The sequence below is a fragment of the Burkholderia sp. IMCC1007 genome (genome assembly GCF_027257875.1).
GTDB lineage: Bacteria > Pseudomonadota > Gammaproteobacteria > Burkholderiales > Burkholderiaceae > Burkholderia.
In genome coordinates this window covers 452,904-468,428 of sequence record NZ_JAPVQY010000001.1, presented here as the reverse complement: position 1 = coordinate 468,428, position 15,525 = coordinate 452,904, and the positions used below count along the sequence as shown (strand labels likewise).

General features: G+C 66.7%; 14 protein-coding genes. 9 read left to right on the top strand and 5 right to left on the bottom strand.

Annotation, left to right across the window (positions count from 1 at the left end; all coding sequences use genetic code 11):
- Positions 1 to 8: 8 nt before the first annotated feature.
- Both O1Q03_RS02335 and O1Q03_RS02330 read right to left on the bottom strand, forming a co-directional pair.
- Positions 9 to 224 carry a hypothetical protein gene (locus O1Q03_RS02335; RefSeq protein WP_269501460.1) on the bottom strand — a complete coding sequence of 72 codons (216 nt, stop codon included), beginning with the start codon at positions 222 to 224 and terminating at the stop codon, positions 9 to 11.
- 147 nt (positions 225 to 371) lie between these two features.
- On the bottom strand, positions 372 to 2,555 hold the full coding sequence (locus tag O1Q03_RS02330) for an FUSC family protein (RefSeq protein ID WP_269501459.1): 2,184 nt from the start codon (positions 2,553 to 2,555) through the stop codon (positions 372 to 374).
- A gap of 190 nt (positions 2,556 to 2,745) precedes the next feature.
- On the opposite strand from O1Q03_RS02330, the gene O1Q03_RS02325 reads away from it, so the two are divergent.
- Positions 2,746 to 3,693 carry a LysR family transcriptional regulator gene (locus tag O1Q03_RS02325; protein ID WP_269501458.1) on the top strand — a complete coding sequence of 316 codons (948 nt, stop codon included), beginning with the start codon at positions 2,746 to 2,748 and terminating at the stop codon, positions 3,691 to 3,693.
- A 118-nt stretch (positions 3,694 to 3,811) separates the two neighbouring features.
- Here O1Q03_RS02325 and O1Q03_RS02320 read toward each other — a convergent pair whose 3' ends face one another.
- Complete coding sequence (locus tag O1Q03_RS02320; protein ID WP_269501457.1) at positions 3,812 to 4,114, bottom strand: DUF4148 domain-containing protein; 303 nt, start codon at positions 4,112 to 4,114, stop codon at positions 3,812 to 3,814.
- 221 nt (positions 4,115 to 4,335) lie between these two features.
- Positions 4,336 to 5,478 (bottom strand): porin, encoded by a 1,143-nt coding sequence (locus O1Q03_RS02315; protein ID WP_269501456.1) that lies wholly within the window; start codon positions 5,476 to 5,478, stop codon positions 4,336 to 4,338.
- A gap of 309 nt (positions 5,479 to 5,787) precedes the next feature.
- On the opposite strand from O1Q03_RS02315, the gene O1Q03_RS02310 reads away from it, so the two are divergent.
- The 8 genes from O1Q03_RS02310 to O1Q03_RS02275 all read left to right on the top strand — a co-directional run bounded on the left by O1Q03_RS02310 (position 5,788) and on the right by O1Q03_RS02275 (position 13,980).
- Entirely contained in the window at positions 5,788 to 6,252 is a 465-nt protein-coding gene (locus O1Q03_RS02310; protein ID WP_269501455.1) for a VOC family protein, read from the top strand.
- A gap of 73 nt (positions 6,253 to 6,325) precedes the next feature.
- The gene (codA, locus tag O1Q03_RS02305; protein WP_269501454.1) at positions 6,326 to 7,567 is read left to right on the top strand and encodes a cytosine deaminase; all 1,242 of its coding nucleotides are present in this window, start codon (positions 6,326 to 6,328) and stop codon (positions 7,565 to 7,567) included.
- 178 nt (positions 7,568 to 7,745) lie between these two features.
- Positions 7,746 to 9,080, top strand: a complete 1,335-nt coding sequence (locus O1Q03_RS02300; RefSeq protein WP_269501453.1) for a chloride channel protein — start codon at positions 7,746 to 7,748, stop codon at positions 9,078 to 9,080.
- A gap of 254 nt (positions 9,081 to 9,334) precedes the next feature.
- Positions 9,335 to 9,649 (top strand): helix-turn-helix domain-containing protein, encoded by a 315-nt coding sequence (locus O1Q03_RS02295; protein WP_269501452.1) that lies wholly within the window; start codon positions 9,335 to 9,337, stop codon positions 9,647 to 9,649.
- The gene (locus O1Q03_RS02290) at positions 9,646 to 10,905 is read left to right on the top strand and encodes a type II toxin-antitoxin system HipA family toxin (RefSeq protein WP_269501451.1); all 1,260 of its coding nucleotides are present in this window, start codon (positions 9,646 to 9,648) and stop codon (positions 10,903 to 10,905) included. The genes O1Q03_RS02295 and O1Q03_RS02290 overlap by 4 nt, the downstream gene beginning before the upstream one ends.
- Before the next feature lie 454 nt (positions 10,906 to 11,359).
- Positions 11,360 to 12,682 (top strand): TIGR00366 family protein, encoded by a 1,323-nt coding sequence (locus O1Q03_RS02285; RefSeq protein WP_269501450.1) that lies wholly within the window; start codon positions 11,360 to 11,362, stop codon positions 12,680 to 12,682.
- Between the two features lie 45 nt (positions 12,683 to 12,727).
- On the top strand, positions 12,728 to 13,171 hold the full coding sequence (locus tag O1Q03_RS02280) for a type VI secretion system amidase immunity protein Tai4 (RefSeq protein ID WP_269501448.1): 444 nt from the start codon (positions 12,728 to 12,730) through the stop codon (positions 13,169 to 13,171).
- A 77-nt stretch (positions 13,172 to 13,248) separates the two neighbouring features.
- Positions 13,249 to 13,980: a class I SAM-dependent methyltransferase gene (locus tag O1Q03_RS02275; RefSeq protein ID WP_269501447.1), complete on the top strand. Its 732-nt coding sequence runs from the start codon at positions 13,249 to 13,251 to the stop codon at positions 13,978 to 13,980.
- Positions 13,981 to 14,004: 24 nt separating this feature from the next.
- Here O1Q03_RS02275 and O1Q03_RS02270 read toward each other — a convergent pair whose 3' ends face one another.
- The gene (locus O1Q03_RS02270) at positions 14,005 to 15,426 is read right to left on the bottom strand and encodes a cytochrome-c peroxidase (RefSeq protein ID WP_269501446.1); all 1,422 of its coding nucleotides are present in this window, start codon (positions 15,424 to 15,426) and stop codon (positions 14,005 to 14,007) included.
- Positions 15,427 to 15,525 lie beyond the last annotated feature (99 nt).

The window sequence follows — 15,525 nt, the reverse complement described above, 5'->3', positions numbered from 1 at the left end:
CGTCATGCTCAACTGCCGAAGTAGACGTTGCAGAAGCTGACCGGGCCGACGCATGCGTTCGGGTCGTCCTGCTTCGATTGCGCACGATCGACGCGGCCTGCAGCCTGTACGGCTTCGGCGCGGTTCGCCTGCTGTTGCGCGTCGTGCTCGGCCGGCGCAGGCTGTGCGTGTGCGACAGCGGCGGTGAGCGAAAGGGCAACGAGGGCGAGGTGCAGCGGCTTCATTTGAGTTTCTCCTGGGTGATTGCCAGTGTTGCTGGCAGTGAGGAAACTATAGGCTCGCACTGCTTGAAGATTAATCGCCGCGGGTGCAGAGCTTATTTCCAAACGGAACAAGGATGACGTTGCGCGCGCATCGATCGACGTCGCCTTTCAACGGCGGTGATGGTTGAACGGCGCGTCCTTGTCCAGCAGCGCGCTGCGGATGAAGTGCAGGCAGCCGACGATGCGCTGCATGCGACGGCGCGCGTCGGGCACCGCGTGCCACGCATGCAGCGTGTGCTGCGCCGCGCGGATCGCGAGGTTCACCGATTTCAGCGTGCGGGCGTGGTGGCTCGGCGTCGGATCGTCGAAGAAGCGCGGCAGCTCGTGCAGCACCGCGTCGATCGACGCGGTCCAGTGCAGCGTCTGCGGCGGTTTCGCTTCACAGAACGCGTGGAGCTCGTCGCGCAGGTCGATGACCGCGTGACCGACTTCGAGCGTCGCCAGCATCCAGCGCAGCGCGTCGCGATGCTGGCGCGTGCGTTGCACGAGCAGCGTGCGAAGCTGCGCCATCAGGTCGTGCGTGCTCGACTGGAAGCGCTGCGCGAGGCTGTCGCGCGCGCCTTCGCACGCGAGCGTGACCTGGCGGCGCAGGTCGTGCGCGATGCGGCCCGTGAGCCACGGCATGCGGGTCGGAAACACGACGGCGAACACGATCGAGCACGCGAGCATCGCGATGACGACCGCCAGGCCGTTGTTGATCAACACCTCGGGTGTATACGCGACGGCATTGTCGGGGCCCGCGAGCAGACAGAAGAACACCGCGAAGCCGATCCCGTAGCCGGACAGCCCCGGGCGCATCGCGAGAAACGCGCCGAGGCCGAGCACGGGCGCGAGCGCCGCGCACAGCAGCGGAAAGCCGTCGATGTTCGGGTACACGTAGCAGAGGAACACGTAGCCGACCGCGGTCGCGAACGCCGCGCCGACGCCCATCTGCGCGACGAACTTCGGCGCGCGCGGCGACGTCGAGCTCAGCGCGCACGCGATGGCGGTGGCGATCACGGCGAGCGAGCCGCTCGGCCATTCGGACGCGAGCCAGAACGCGCTCATCGCGCCGACGGCGACGAGCGTGCGCAGGAACGCGAAGCCGACGAAGAACGCATTGGTCTTCACCGCATAGCGCGTGACCGAGCGTTCGAGCGCGTGATTGTCCTGGTCGAGCGACGCGTAGGTATCCGCATAGCCGAGATATTCGCCGATGAAGCGATACATCAGCTCGATCGCGGTATCGAAGTCGAGCACGCCGCCGGCCGCGTGCACTTCGATCTCGCGGCGCGTCGCGCGCGCGGCCTTCGGCAACGCATCGTGAAAGCGGCGCAGCTCGAGCAGCGCGCCGGTCGTCGACGCGATGCCGCGCTGCCGTTCGTCGCGCAATGCGGCGATCCGTTGCGCGAGCGCATCGATGTGCGGGGCGAGTGCGTCGAGCACGGCATCCGACCGATTCGCGCGCACGCGTTTGATCAGCTGGTGCAGCGCATGCAGCCGCGTGCACGCGTTCATGAATTCGCTGTTCAGCCGAGCGAGCCGGCGGCTGCGCGCGCGAATGCGCGGATCCTCGAACGACGCGAATGCGCGATTGGCCTCGAAGCCGACGATCTCGTCGACGAAATCGGCAAAGCGCCGTTCGAAGTCGCCGCGTGCGAACTCGCCCGACAGCGCGCCGGCCGCGAACGCCGGGAATTTGACGTGACGGGCAGTCAGCGTGCGCATCAGCGCCTTCGCGGAGCTGAGCGGCAGGATCAGCGCGCTGACCGCGCCGGAGCAGGCGATGCCCAGCGCGACTTCTCCGGCGCGCGTGAGCGCCGACTGGAACAGCGTCTGCGGCGTCATGACCGCGGGCAGGCCGATCAGCGCGGCCGTGTAGCCCGCGAGCACGAACCCGTACCAGCGGAAGTGGCGGTTGCGTACCGCGAGCGCGATGCAGGCGCCGATCCACAGCGTGATGCCGGTCATGTACAGCTCCGGCTGCTGCGCGAACAGCCCGCCGAGCGCGAGCGCGGCGACGAGGCCGGCCGCGGTGCCGAGCATGCGGTAGAAGCTCTTCGCGAACACCATCCCCGACAGCGGCTGCATCAGCACGAACACGGTCGTCATCGCCGTGCGCGGCTGCGACATCTCGAGCCGCATCGCGATGCCCATCGCGAGCAGCGCGGCGAGCACGGTTTTCGCGAGGTGCAGCCAGATGAGCCCATCGCTCGCGGCCCAGTCGCGCGCCGCGTCGCCGAGCGGATCCAGCCATCTCCTCCATCGTGCCGGTTCGATGGGAGGTCGCTCGATCGCAGGTTGTGGCTTCATGAAGGAAAAAGGGCGCGTGCGGTGCCGCGGCGCGTCCGGACGGGTCCGTTCGACTGGTGAGGCGCCGATTGTAGGAGTGCGGCGCGCGCGCATTAACGCAGCCACGGGGAAACGATAGTTGCAGGCGACGTAACAATCTGCTGCACCCGCTGGAGGAAAATAGCAGCTCCGCTACAGGTGGCTCACAAGAATGGATACCTTACAAAACATGCGGGTGTTTACGCGCGTCGTCGAGACGGGCAGTTTCACCGCGGCCGCGCAATCGCTGAACTCGACGACGGGCGCGATGTCGCGTGCGGTGTCGGAACTGGAGGCGCGCCTGCGCACCCGTCTGATGAATCGCTCGACGCGCCGTCTCGCGCTGACGTCGGCCGGCGAAAGCTATCTGCGGCGCTGCCGCCAGATCCTCGCCGACGTCGATCGCGCGGAAGAAGAAGCGAGCTGCGCGCACGAACGGCCGGCCGGCGTACTGCGCATGCACAGCTTCGCGAGCGTCGGCCATCACTACGTGATGCCCGCGCTCACGCGCTATCACACGCAGTTTCCGGACGTGTCGATCGAGCTGTCGCTGTCGCAGCGCATGCCCGACCTGTTCGACGGCACGAGCGACATGGCGGTCGTGACCGCGTCGTCGCTGCCCGATTCGGAACTCGTGTCGCACCTGCTCGGCTCGACCTTCAGCATCCTGTGCGCGTCGCCGGAGTACGTGAAGCGGCACGGCGCGCCGGCACGTCCGCAGGATCTCGGCGCGCATGCGTGCCTGACGCTCTGCACGCCGGCCTTTCCGACGCACGAATGGGTGCTCGAGGGCGCCGACGGCGTCGAGCAGATTCACGTTGCCGGGCCGGTGCAGACCAACACCGCCGAATCGCTCGCGCTCGCGATCCGCGACGGGATCGGGATCGGCATGCTGCCGCTGTATTCGGCGATCGACGCGCTGCAGGACGGCACGCTCGTGCGCGTGCTGCCCGCGCACATCCTGCAGAAGATGAACGTGTATGCGCTGTATCCGTCGCGCCGTTTCGTCGACGCGAAGGTGCGCACGTGGGTCGAGATGCTGCGCGCCCAGGTGCCGGGCATGATCGCGCGCGATGTCGACATGCTCGACGCGATCGGCCGCGAACCGCAGGCCGCCTGAGCGCCATTCATACGCGTGTCGCGTACGAACCCCGGCCGTATCGTCACCGGCCGCCTTCCACGATGGCAACCGCGCCCGCGGGACACACGTCATGCGGGCGCGGTGCTGCGCGATGTCTTCACAGCGCGGGCTTCGCGGCAACGCCCGATTCGGTTGCGCCCGCAGCGGCCGGGCCATATGCGGCTTGCGCGGCCTTGTGCTCGGCGAGCCGCTTTGCCGCGAGGCGTTGCTGCGCGGCCATGAGGTCGTCCGGATAGTTGCCCGCGTCGCCGAGCGACGGGTTGTAGCCGACCGACTCGAGGTCGTACAGCTCCTGCAGCACCTGCGCACGCGTGACGGGCGACTTGGCGGACTGCGCGAACGACAGGGCCGGTGCGGCGAGCAGAACGGCAGCGGCGGCGGTTACGACGAGCGATTTCACGATGTTCTCCTGTAGACGGGTGTGAGGCCGGTTCGACGATCGATCCGCGATCCGAACCGTCGACGTCAGTCTATGCAGCGCGCTCGATCGCAAAAACCCCGATTCCAGGGAGGCAGCTTTCCAGATGGCACAACATTGGCGCGCGCTGCCCGCGGCGAACGAATCCGCCGGTTGCGGCAGGTTCGTTGCCGGCGGGCAGCGGTTGCCGATGCCGGTGCCGATCAGAACCGCGTGCGCATGCCGATCGTGCCGACGATCTGATTCGCGGTGCTCGATGCGCCGCCCGACGTGTTGATGAACGCCTGGTAGCCGCGGCCCGATGCGTGCTGGTACATCGCTTCCGCGTACACGTCGGTGCGGCGCGACAGCTTGTACACGGCCTGCAGGTCGACCTGGTGCCACTTCGGATCGGTGCCGTGCCGGCTGTCCGGGTTCGATACGGTGGCGTCCGTGTACACGTAGGCCGCGCCGACGCTGACGGCCGGCGTGACCGCATAGCGCACGTTCACGTCGAAGTTGTTGAACGCGACCTGGCCGGTCGAACCGAACGACCCCGAGTTGTCGTATTGCGAGCGCGTATAGACGAAGCCGACCGTCGCCGGGCCGAACACGTAGCCGATGCCGCCGCCGTACGCACGCATGCGATCCGCACCGACCGACCAGCCGCCCTGGCTCACGCCTTTCGCTTCGACCACGTCGGTCGCGCCGGCGCTCGCGCTCGTCGAGCCCTTCGTGCCGTTCATTTGCAGGTACGCGCCGGCCAGCTTCAACGGGCCGTTCGTGTAGCTCGCCGCGACGCTGTACGCGCGGTTGCCGGCGAAGTTCGTCGAGTTCGAGAAACCGTACAGCGCGCCGACCTTGAAGCCCCCGAGCGTGTCGCTCGTGTACTTGACCGCGTTGTTGATGCGCACCGAGTGGTTCAGGTTGTCGTTGTCGAACGGATGCGCGAAGCCTGTATCGCCGAACTCGCCGGACGTTGCGGACAGCGGCGCGACGAAGTCGACCAGCGTGTCGTACTGGCGGCCGAGCGTCAGCGTGCCGTAGCCGTTGCGGCTCAGGCCGATGTAGGCGTGGCGGCCGAACAGCTTGCCGTCCTGGCCGAGCCCGCCGTTGTTCGCGTTGAAGCCGTTCTCGAGCACGAACAGCGCCTTCACGCCGCCGCCGAGATCCTCGGTGCCGCGCACGCCGAAGCGGCTGCCGTTGATCGTGCCGGTGGCCATGCGCCATTGGGCGGCGCCATTCACGTTGTTCGTGTACGCGATGCCCGCGTCGATCAGGCCGTACAGCGTGACCGAGCTCTGCGCATGGGCGAGCGGGGCGAACAGCGCGGCGGTGCATGCGACGGTAGCGGTGGTTTTTTTCATGTAAGGACTCCTGCGTGTGGGGCTGGCGATCAAGTTCGGCGCAAGTGTAGAGGCATGTGCGCCAGATTCCGGCGGCGGACGCGCGAGTGCACCTTTGCGAGTCGCGCAAAAGTGCGTCACACAGCGTTCACAAACCGGCGCGAGCGCGGCGGGACGTGGTTTTTCGGCTGCGATGCGGCGTGTGGCGCGCGATGGTTGCGCACCCCGTGTCGCGCAGCGACAACATGCACGTTGGCGGGAACGGGAGTTGATTGCCGCAGCGCGTGCGTGGAGAATGAGCAATCCGACGACACGATCCGGAGACATCCGATGACCACGCCCCGCCGCCCGTCCTTCAGCGCCGCGCTATGCTATCGCGACCCGAAAGCCGCGCTCGCGTGGCTCGAGCGCGCATTCGGGTTCCAGCGCCTGATCGTCGTCACCACGCCGGAAGGCGACGTCGCACACGCCGAAATGAAATTCGGCGACGGTGTCGTCATGATCGGCGGTTCGTGGGCCGATTTCATCGCGTCGCCGGAAGACACCCGCGACCGGAACACGCAGAGCGTCCACGTGCATCTCCCCGACGACGCGGACATCGACGCGCATTGCGAACGCGCACGTGCCGCCGGCGCGGAGATCCTGCAGGCACCGGCCGACCAGTTCTACGGCGAGCGCGTGTATCGCGCCCGCGACCCCGGCCGGCACGTATGGACGTTCGGCAAGCACGTGCGCGAGGTGTCGAACGACGAGATGAGCGCGGCGACCGGCCTGAAGATCGAGGATTTCAGATAACGGCCGGGCGCGCTGCGCGAACCGGTTTTCCCCACCCATGCGGCCCCCGGGGCCGCACGACGCCTGGACCCACATGAACCTGTTCAATACACGCCTGCGTGGCCGCGACGGGCTGTTCACGATCGGCATCGACGCCGGCAAGATCGCGCGGATCGACGCGCAAACCGCACCGGTCGCGCCCGTCGGTGCCGACGACGTCGATGCGGGCGGGCGCCTCGCGATTCCGCCGCTCGTCGAGCCGCATATCCATCTCGATGCCGTGCTTACCGCCGGCGAGCCGGCCTGGAACATGAGCGGCACGCTGTTCGAGGGAATCGAGCGCTGGGCCGAACGCAAGGCGACGATCACGCACGAAGATACGAAGACGCGTGCGCACACGGCGATTGGCATGCTGCGCGATCACGGCATCCAGCATGTGCGCACGCACGTCGACGTTACCGATCCGACGCTCGCCGCGCTGAAGGCGATGCTCGAAGTGAAGGACGAAGCGCGCGGGCTGATCGACCTGCAGATCGTCGCGTTTCCGCAGGAAGGCATCGAGTCGTTCGACGACGGGCGCGCGCTGATGGAGCAGGCGATCGAGCTCGGCGCGGACGTCGTCGGCGGGATTCCGCATTTCGAGAACACGCGCGAGCAGGGCGTCAGTTCGATCCGTTTCCTGATGGATCTGGCCGAGCGCACCGGTTGCCTCGTCGACGTGCACTGCGACGAGACCGACGATCCGCATTCGCGCTTTCTCGAAGTGCTCGCGGAAGAAGCGCGCGTGCGCGGGATGGGCGCGCGCGTGACGGCGAGCCACACGACCGCGATGGGTTCATACGACAACGCGTATTGCTCGAAGCTGTTCCGGCTGCTCAAGCGCGCGGGGCTCAACTTCATTTCATGCCCGACCGAGAGCATCCACCTGCAGGGGCGTTTCGACACGTTTCCGAAGCGTCGCGGCGTCACGCGCGTCGCGGAGCTCGACCGCGCGGGCCTGAACGTGTGCTTCGGGCAGGATTCGATCAAGGATCCGTGGTATCCGCTCGGCAACGGCAACATCCTGCGGGTGCTCGATGCGGGGCTCCATATCTGCCACATGATGGGCTACCAGGACCTGCAGCGCTGCCTCGACTTCGTGACCGATCACAGCGCGACGGCGATGCACCTCGGCGACGGTTACGGGATCGCGGTCGGGCGCCCGGCAAACGTCGTCGTGCTCGATGCCGACAGCGATTACGAAGCCGTACGTCGGCAGGCGAAGGCCACGCTGTCGTTGCGGCACGGGAAGGTGATCATGCGGCGCGAGCCGGAGCGGGTGGCTTATCCAGAGTGAGGCGGCCACGGTGGGCGCGGCATTGCCCGCCGCGGAGCATCGGCGCTCTAGTATTCTCAAAATACATGAGTTGATCAGAAAAATACGTTTGTCTCATGAGAAGTCGGCGCCTACGATGCGGTCCTGACGGCGGCGCGCATGGTGCGCGCCGTCTTGTCGCTCCTCGTTCGACGACCTCATGCGCCCCGATCTCCCGTCCGCTCCCGCGTCTTCTTCTCCGTCCACCAGCCCGTTCGTACGGATCGCCGTCGTCACGGTACTGACCGGCGTCGGCGCGGGCTTCGGCGGGATGCTGCTCGCGCTGCTGCTGCACGCGATCCAGCATGTCGCGTACGGCTACAGCCTCCAGCACGTGGTCGGCACCGAGAGCTTTCTCACAGGCGTGACCCAGGCCGATCCGCTGCGCAGGCTTGCGGTGCTGGTCGTGTGCGGGGTCGTCGCGGGCGGCGGCTGGTGGGCGCTGTATCGATATGGGCGGCCGCTCGTCAGTATCCGCCGTGCGGTTCGCGCGGCCGACCCGCGGTTGCCGGTCGTCAGCACGACGGTTCACGCGCTGCTGCAGATCGTCACCGTCGCGCTCGGTTCGCCGCTCGGCCGCGAAGTCGCGCCGCGCGAGATCGGTTCGCTGCTGGCCGGGCAGCTCGCGCACCGTGCGGGCCTCACACCCGCCGACTGCCGGCTGATGGTCGCGTGCGGCGCGGGTGCCGGCCTCGCGGCCGTCTACAACGTGCCGCTCGGTGGCGCCGTGTTCGTGCTCGAAGTGCTGCTCGGCACGTTCGAAATGCGCGCGCTGGTCGTGGCGGTCGTCACGTCGGCGATCGCGGCGGTGGTGGCATGGATCGGTCTCGGCAACGACCACCAGTACGCGGTGCCGCCGTTCGTGCTGAGCGCGCCGCTCGTTGCGTGGTCGATCGTCTGCGGCCCGCTGTTCGGCTTCGCCGCGTACGGCTTCGTGCGGCTCACGACCCGCGCACGGGCCGATGCGCCGAAAGGCCGGTTGCTGCCGCTGCTCGCGCTGATCAACTTCGCGGTGATCGGCGTGCTCGCGATGCGGTTTCCGCAACTGCTCGGCAATGGCAAGGGACCGGCTTCGATGGGTTTCGACGGCTCGCTGACGATCGGTCTTGCTGCGGCGCTGCTCGTGCTGAAGGTGCTGATCGAGGCTGCCAGCCTGCGTGCCGGCGCGGAAGGCGGGTTGCTGACGCCGGGCCTCGCGAACGGCGCGCTGTTGGGTGTCGTGCTCGGCGGGGTGTGGAGCCTCGTGTGGCCGGGTGCGTCGATCGGCGGATGCGCGCTGATCGGCGCGACCGCGTTTCTCGCCGCGTCGATGCAGATGCCGATCACGGCCGTCGTGCTGCTGCTCGAATTCACGCGCGCGAATCACGACAGCCTCGTGCCGATGCTGCTGGCCGTGGCAGGTTCGCTTGTGGCGTATCGGTTTGCGCAGCAGCTGGCGGAGCGACGAGCGACAGCGATCGCAGCCGTCAGCACGCCGGAGGCGGCTGCTCGCTAGCGGGCTCGCGCCAGCGCCCGTGTACGCATCGATGAGCGCGGCGGACCCATGCCACGACGTGGCGTGTCTGGAGGGCGTCTCCTGGGTACGGGAAGCGCACGCACTGCTGACGCATCAATTCCGTTTTGGGGTGGATTAAAGCGCAAAATTCGACCGTAAGACCCAACATTCGGGAATTAGAATTCTTGAGCGCATCCCGCCTATAACTCTATAATGTTGTGAGTTATGACAGATATAGCGCCATAAGCCGCACTATGTTGGAATTAAGCTTTCGCAAGCCCGCTGAAATCGTCACACTGCTTTGCGCGAGGCTTCGCACGGAGCGGCTGGCGTTGCAACTGACGCAGAGCGACGTAGCCGCGCGTGCCGGCGTCGGTGCCAATACCGTGTCCAATCTGGAAGCCGGACGTAATGTGAGCCTCGAGACGGTAGTCCGTGTAGCCATGGTCCTGGGACGCAGCAAGGAACTCGAAGGACTGTTCCTGCCGAAGCTCGATAGCCTGGAAGACGTTCACCGGTATGAAAAGAGTGCCAAACGTCAGCGCGTGAAGAGGGGCAACCCGAAATGATCGAGCGGATCGATGTCTACTACGACGGCTGGGGCGAGGACTGGCTGTGGGGATCGATGGTTTCTACGACGGCGATCACTGGGCGCCCGTTGATCGTATTCGAATATAGCGACGACGCGCGCAAGAGGGGGCTGGAACTGTCGTCTTATGTGCTCCCATTGCATGGCGCGAGGCTGCGCAAGGACTTTCCGTCCCACCAGCTGGGATTGCCCGGCCCAGTCTATGACGCGCTGCCCGACGGCTGGGGCATGTTGCTCATGGACCGCTTGTTCAAACGCCGCGGTCTCAACGCGGCACGCATCGGGCCGATGGAGCGGTTGGCTTACATTGGCAACCATGCGATGGGCGCCATGTCGTTCGAGCCGGTCGCGCCCGAGATCCAGGCACCGCAGCCGGATATTCCTCTTGACCGGCTCGCGGCCGAGGTACAGGAAGTCCTCAATGGTGAGGGCGGCGAATTCCTTCATCAACTGCTGCAGGTGGGCGGCCCTCCGCAAGGTGCCAGGCCGAAGGCCCTCGTCTATCGTGATCCGCAGTCCGGCGTTTTTACCACGGCCGCGGTGGCGGGTTTTGAAGCGTGGTTGGTCAAGTTCCCGGCCCGGCAAGAGCATCCCGAGGTGTGCGCGATCGAAATGGTCTACGCCGAGTGCTTGCGCATGTGCGGCATCGAGACTCCGGACACGCTGCATTTCAATTTGCCTGACGGGATGGCGGCATTTGCGTCCAGGCGTTTCGATCGACGGGACGGTGTGCGCGTGCCCATGCAAAGCGTTGCCGCGTTTACCGGTGCCGATTACAAAACGCCGGGTGCGCTGGACTACGTGAACTTCTTGCGTGCGACTCACATGTGCACCAACGACGTACGCGAGAAGGCGCGGGCGTTTGAACGGGCTGTCTTCAATGTCGCGTTCAACAATCGCGACGATCATCCGAAAAACTTCGCATACGTCATGTCGCGATCCGGCCAGTGGAAACTCGCGCCGGCCTACGACGTGACATTCTGCGAGGGGCCGGGCGGTTACCACCAAATGGACGTCATGGGCGAGGCGCTGCGGATCGACCGGGCGGCATTGCTCGGACTGGCAAAGGAAGCGGAGCTTTCCGCAGCCGCTGCCGGCGACATGATCGACGGGATGTGCGGAGTGGCCAGCCAGTTCTCGGCCATTGCGAAGCGCCGCTACGAGGGGATCATCACAGAAGACACCCTGACGGACATTCAGCGTCGAATCGACGAGAACGTTGCGCTGCTGCGCTAGGGGCAGGAGTTGCCGAAAGCGAATCGGCGAGACGGGCGTTCGTCGGCTCACGGTATCGCACATGCATGATCGCACCGGCTCCTGGCAGCCGGGCGCCATACCTCGCCCTCGTCGTTGAGCTCGTCCCACTCAGCATCCGACGCCGCGCCGGGACGACAAGCCGTTACGACAATCACGCGCAAGCAAAGCGCGGTCTCCGGATAGCCGTTGTACCGCCGCAATGCTTCGAAAAACCCTTGAATTTGTTCGCGGGTCATCGCGGCGACGCTCTCACTGACCGGGAGACGGAGTAGCCCGCGCAGATTGAGGGATTGGCGATCGGATCCATCGGGACAAATGCAGGCGATCACATCGAAGCAAATCACGCGGTTCTGTGCAAGAATCCGCGCGATTCCGCGCACCGAACAACGAACCACACGCGCGGACGTCCCTATCAGGAAACGAGGAGCTCAAGTTGATTCAACGCATTTCCCGCTTTTTCACGCAGGTGGTCCACCGCGTGCTGCCCGACCCGTTGATTTTCGCGATCCTGCTGACGATCGTCACGTTCGCGCTCGCGTTCGGCCTCACGCCGAACACGCCCGCGCAGCTCACGACGATGTGGGGCTCGGGCTTCTGGAACCTGCTCGCGTTCTCGATGCAGATGGTGATGATTCTCGTCACCGGCCACGCGCTCGCGAGTTCGCCGCCCGTGCGGCGCATGCTCGTTGCGCTCGCAAGCACCGCGCGCACGCCGGGGCAGGGCGTGATGCTCGTCGCGTTCGTCGGCGCGCTTGCGTGTGCGATCAACTGGGGCTTCGGCCTCGTGCTCGGCGCGATGCTCGCGCGTGAAGTCGCGCGCCGCGTGGCCGGCAGCGATTACCGGCTGCTCGTTGCGTCCGCATACATGGGCTTCCTGAGCTGGCACGGCGGGCTGTCGGGTTCCGTCCCGCTCGTCGCCGCGACCAAGGGCAATCCGATGGAAAAGACCATCGGGCTGATTCCCGTGTCGCACACGATCTTCACCGGCTACAACGCGTTCATCACGATCGGGCTGATCGTGATGCTGCCGTTTCTCGCGCGGATGATGATGCCGAAGCCCGGCGAGGTCGTCAGCGTCGATCCGGCGCTGCTCGCCGAGCCGCCGAGCGTCGAGCGTCAGCTCGGACCCGACGCGACGTTCGCCGAACGACTGGAAGAGAGCCGCGCGCTGTCGATCTTCGTCGCGGCGCTGTGCGCGGTGTTCCTCGTGCTGCGCTTCATGCAGAAGGGCTTCGCGCTCGACATCGATACCGTGAACCTTGCGTTCCTCGCGGCCGGCATCCTGCTGCACCGGACGCCGATGGCCTATGCGCGCGCGGTGGCCGGCGCGGCGCGCGGCGCGTCCGGGATCATGATCCAGTTCCCGTTCTACGCGGGCATCCAGGCGCTGATGGATCACTCGGGGCTCGCGGGCGTGATCACCAAGTGGTTCGTCGATATCGCGAACGTGCACACGTTCCCGCTGCTTGCGTTCCTGAGCTCGGCCGTGATCAACTTCGCGGTGCCGTCGGGCGGCGGCCACTGGGTCGTGCAAGGGCCGTTCGTGATGCCGGCCGCGCAGGCGCTCGGCGCCGATCTCGGCAAGGCGGCCATGGCGATCGCGTACGGCGAGGCGTGGACCAACATGGCGCAGCCGTTCTGGGCGCTGCCCGCGCTGGCGATCGCGGGGCTCGGCGTGCGCGACATCATGGGGTACTGCGTGACGACGCTGCTGTTTTCGGGCGTGGTGTTCGTCGGGGGAATGTATCTGTTCTGACGGCGCACGCTATCGTGCGCATCGTGCGAATTTTTGGAGCCTGTCATGAAGGGAGTCTGGATTGCGATCGCACTGGCTTGCGCTGTGCTGCCTCTTGCAACGGTGTCGGCAAAGGAAGCGGCTCAAACGTCGCCGGAAGCCGGTTCACGGACATACCTGCAGAACTTCAAGGACATGGTGCTCGCGCAGTGTCTGGCTACCGCCTACAAGCAGGCGCCCGCCGTGAGCAAGGACATCGGCAGCAGCACGAACGCGTTGCGCGACTGGAGCTACTACGACCTGGAGCGCGCGCCGGATGTCGTGCATGCGCTGGTGGCGAAGTACCTTGCGCGCGATTACCGGAATCCGGTTGTCGATTCGGAAGTCGCGGACGTCAAGTTCGACTACCTGAAGTGCATGGATCTGTATCACGGCAAGGAACTGGACACCGCCGCGAAGAAGCTCATCCCGCGCCCGGGCAGCACGTACCGGGCCGAGAACCCGCGATAGGCGACCGCATTCGACCATCGCCGTCCCCGTTCCGATCGGGCAGAATCGACACCCCGATTCCCACCGACGGACACCGCATGCCCGACCCGAACGACCCACCCGCCCGCCGCGCATACGCGAGCTTCGCGCAACGCTACGCGGACATCGCGCCGACCAAGGCGCACAACGCACTCTACGAACGGCCGGCGACGATGGCGCTGCTCGGCGACGTCGACGGCCTGACGGTGCTCGACGCCGGCTGCGGGCCCGGCATCTGCAGCGAGCACCTCGCGCGCCACGGTGCGATCGTGCATGCGTTCGACGTGACGCCGGAGATGGTCGCGCTTGCGCGAACGCGTTGCGCCGGGCTGGCGGTCGACGTCGCGGAAGGCGACCTGGAGGCGCCGCTCGCGTGGTTGCCCGACCAGTCATTCGACAAGATTCTGTGCTCGCTCGCGTTCGACTATGTGCGCGATCTCGCGCCGACGCTGCGCGAATTCCGGCGCGTCGCGCGGCCTGGCGCGACGCTGGCGTTCTCGATGGCGCATCCGATGCGCGACTGGATGGACGAGCGCACGCACGGGGAGGGCACGTACTTCGACACGAACCGGTTCGGCCTCTACTGGTCGGGTTTCGGCGAACCGAAGCCGTATGTCGAAGCCTGGCGCCGCCCGCTTGCCGACATCCTGAACGCGCTCGCCGATGCCGGCTGGCGGCTCGACCGCTTGGTCGAACCGACGCCGCTGCCGGAGATGAAGGCCGTATCCGAACGACTCCATGCGGAGCTGTCGCGCGCACCGGCCTTCCTCTGCATCCGCGCGCGCTGCTGACCCGATGCGGCGCTGGACCGGCGCTCAGTGTTGCGCGGGCGCGTCGGTCAGCGTGCCGAGAAACGCTTCGATGTCCTGGATGTCCTGCGCGGTCATCGCGGGCTTGTCGCCCGGCTTGCGATCGAACGGCGCATCGGTCACGTCGACGTTCGCGCGGTACTTGGCCGGAATATCGTCGTATTCGTCGACCTTGCCGTCCGCGCCGCGCGAATAGAACTTCTGCGGCGAGATGCTGCGCTCGTTGTAGAACGCCATCACCTGATCGAGCGTATGGAACACGCCGTTGTGGAAGAACACGTGGCGCGTCGCGGCGTTGCGCAGCGTCGGCGTGAGGAACATCCCGCAATACTGCGTCTGGTCCTCCAGGTCGTCGCGGAACGGCCCGCACACGCCGAGATCGTAGAACGCCGGGTTGCGGTTCTGCGCGAGCTGCCGGTTGCGCGGCGCGCCGAGCGCCTCGTACTGATAGTCGGTGAACATCGGCGGCAAGCCGTCCTTGCCGGGCTTCGACAGGTGGCAGCCGGCACAGTTGGCCTTGTCCGGATCGTTGAACAGCCGCAGCCCGCGCAGCTCGGCCTGCGTGAGGCGCGCGCGGCCTTCGAGCCAGCGATCGTACTTGCTGTTGTACGGGTGGAACGACGGATCCTCGACCTGATACCGCGCGATCGCGAACATCGCTTCCGACACCGCGAGCTGCGGGCTGTCGAACACGCGCGGCCCGAACAACCGCTCGAACTGCGCGCGGTGCGACGACTGCGCGAGCTTCTGCGCGACGTCGCCGATGCTTGCGTTCGCCATTTCGACCGGATTCAGCAGCGGCCCGAATGCCTGCTGCTGCAGCGTATCGGCGCGGCCGTCCCAGAACATGCCGCCTTGCGGCACGAGCTGCGGTGCCGCCGACGTGCCGGCCACCTTCTGCGCCTTGACGACGCCGGCCGCCGACGCGGCCTGCTGCGCGACGCTCGGCGCGGCGTCGTTTTCGCCGGCATCGGGGCCGATGCTGAAGTTGGGCTGCCGGTACAGGTACATGAGCGACGGCGGCGGACGATAACCCTGCTGCGTCATCGCGAGGCCGCCCGGCTGCACGTCGAGCGCGTTCGGCGGCCCATACGCGTGATCGGGGCTATGGCACGACGCGCACGACTGCTTGCCGGAAGCCGACAGCGACGGATCGACGAACAGCGCGCGTCCCAGTTGCGCGACCGCGGACAACGGCTGCGCGGCCGGCCGCTGCAGCACGACCGGATGCGGATTGGCGCCCGTCCAGTCGGCGACGACGTCGCCGATCGCCGCCGGCGTGCGGGCCGGAAACGCGATCGCGAACGCGCCGTAGCCGAGCACGGCCGCGCCGAGCGCGAGCGCCGTACGGCGCAATGCGCGGGAGGGGGAACGCGGCGCGGCGGCGCCGGATGCGTCGGGAGACGAGTACGCGGGACGAACTGTCATGCTGTCGATCGGAAGCCGGGGTTCGGGCGCCGCATGACGCGGCGCGTGAAATGAAATGGCAACGGCCGGCGCACGAAGCGCCGGCCTGCTGCTGCTTGC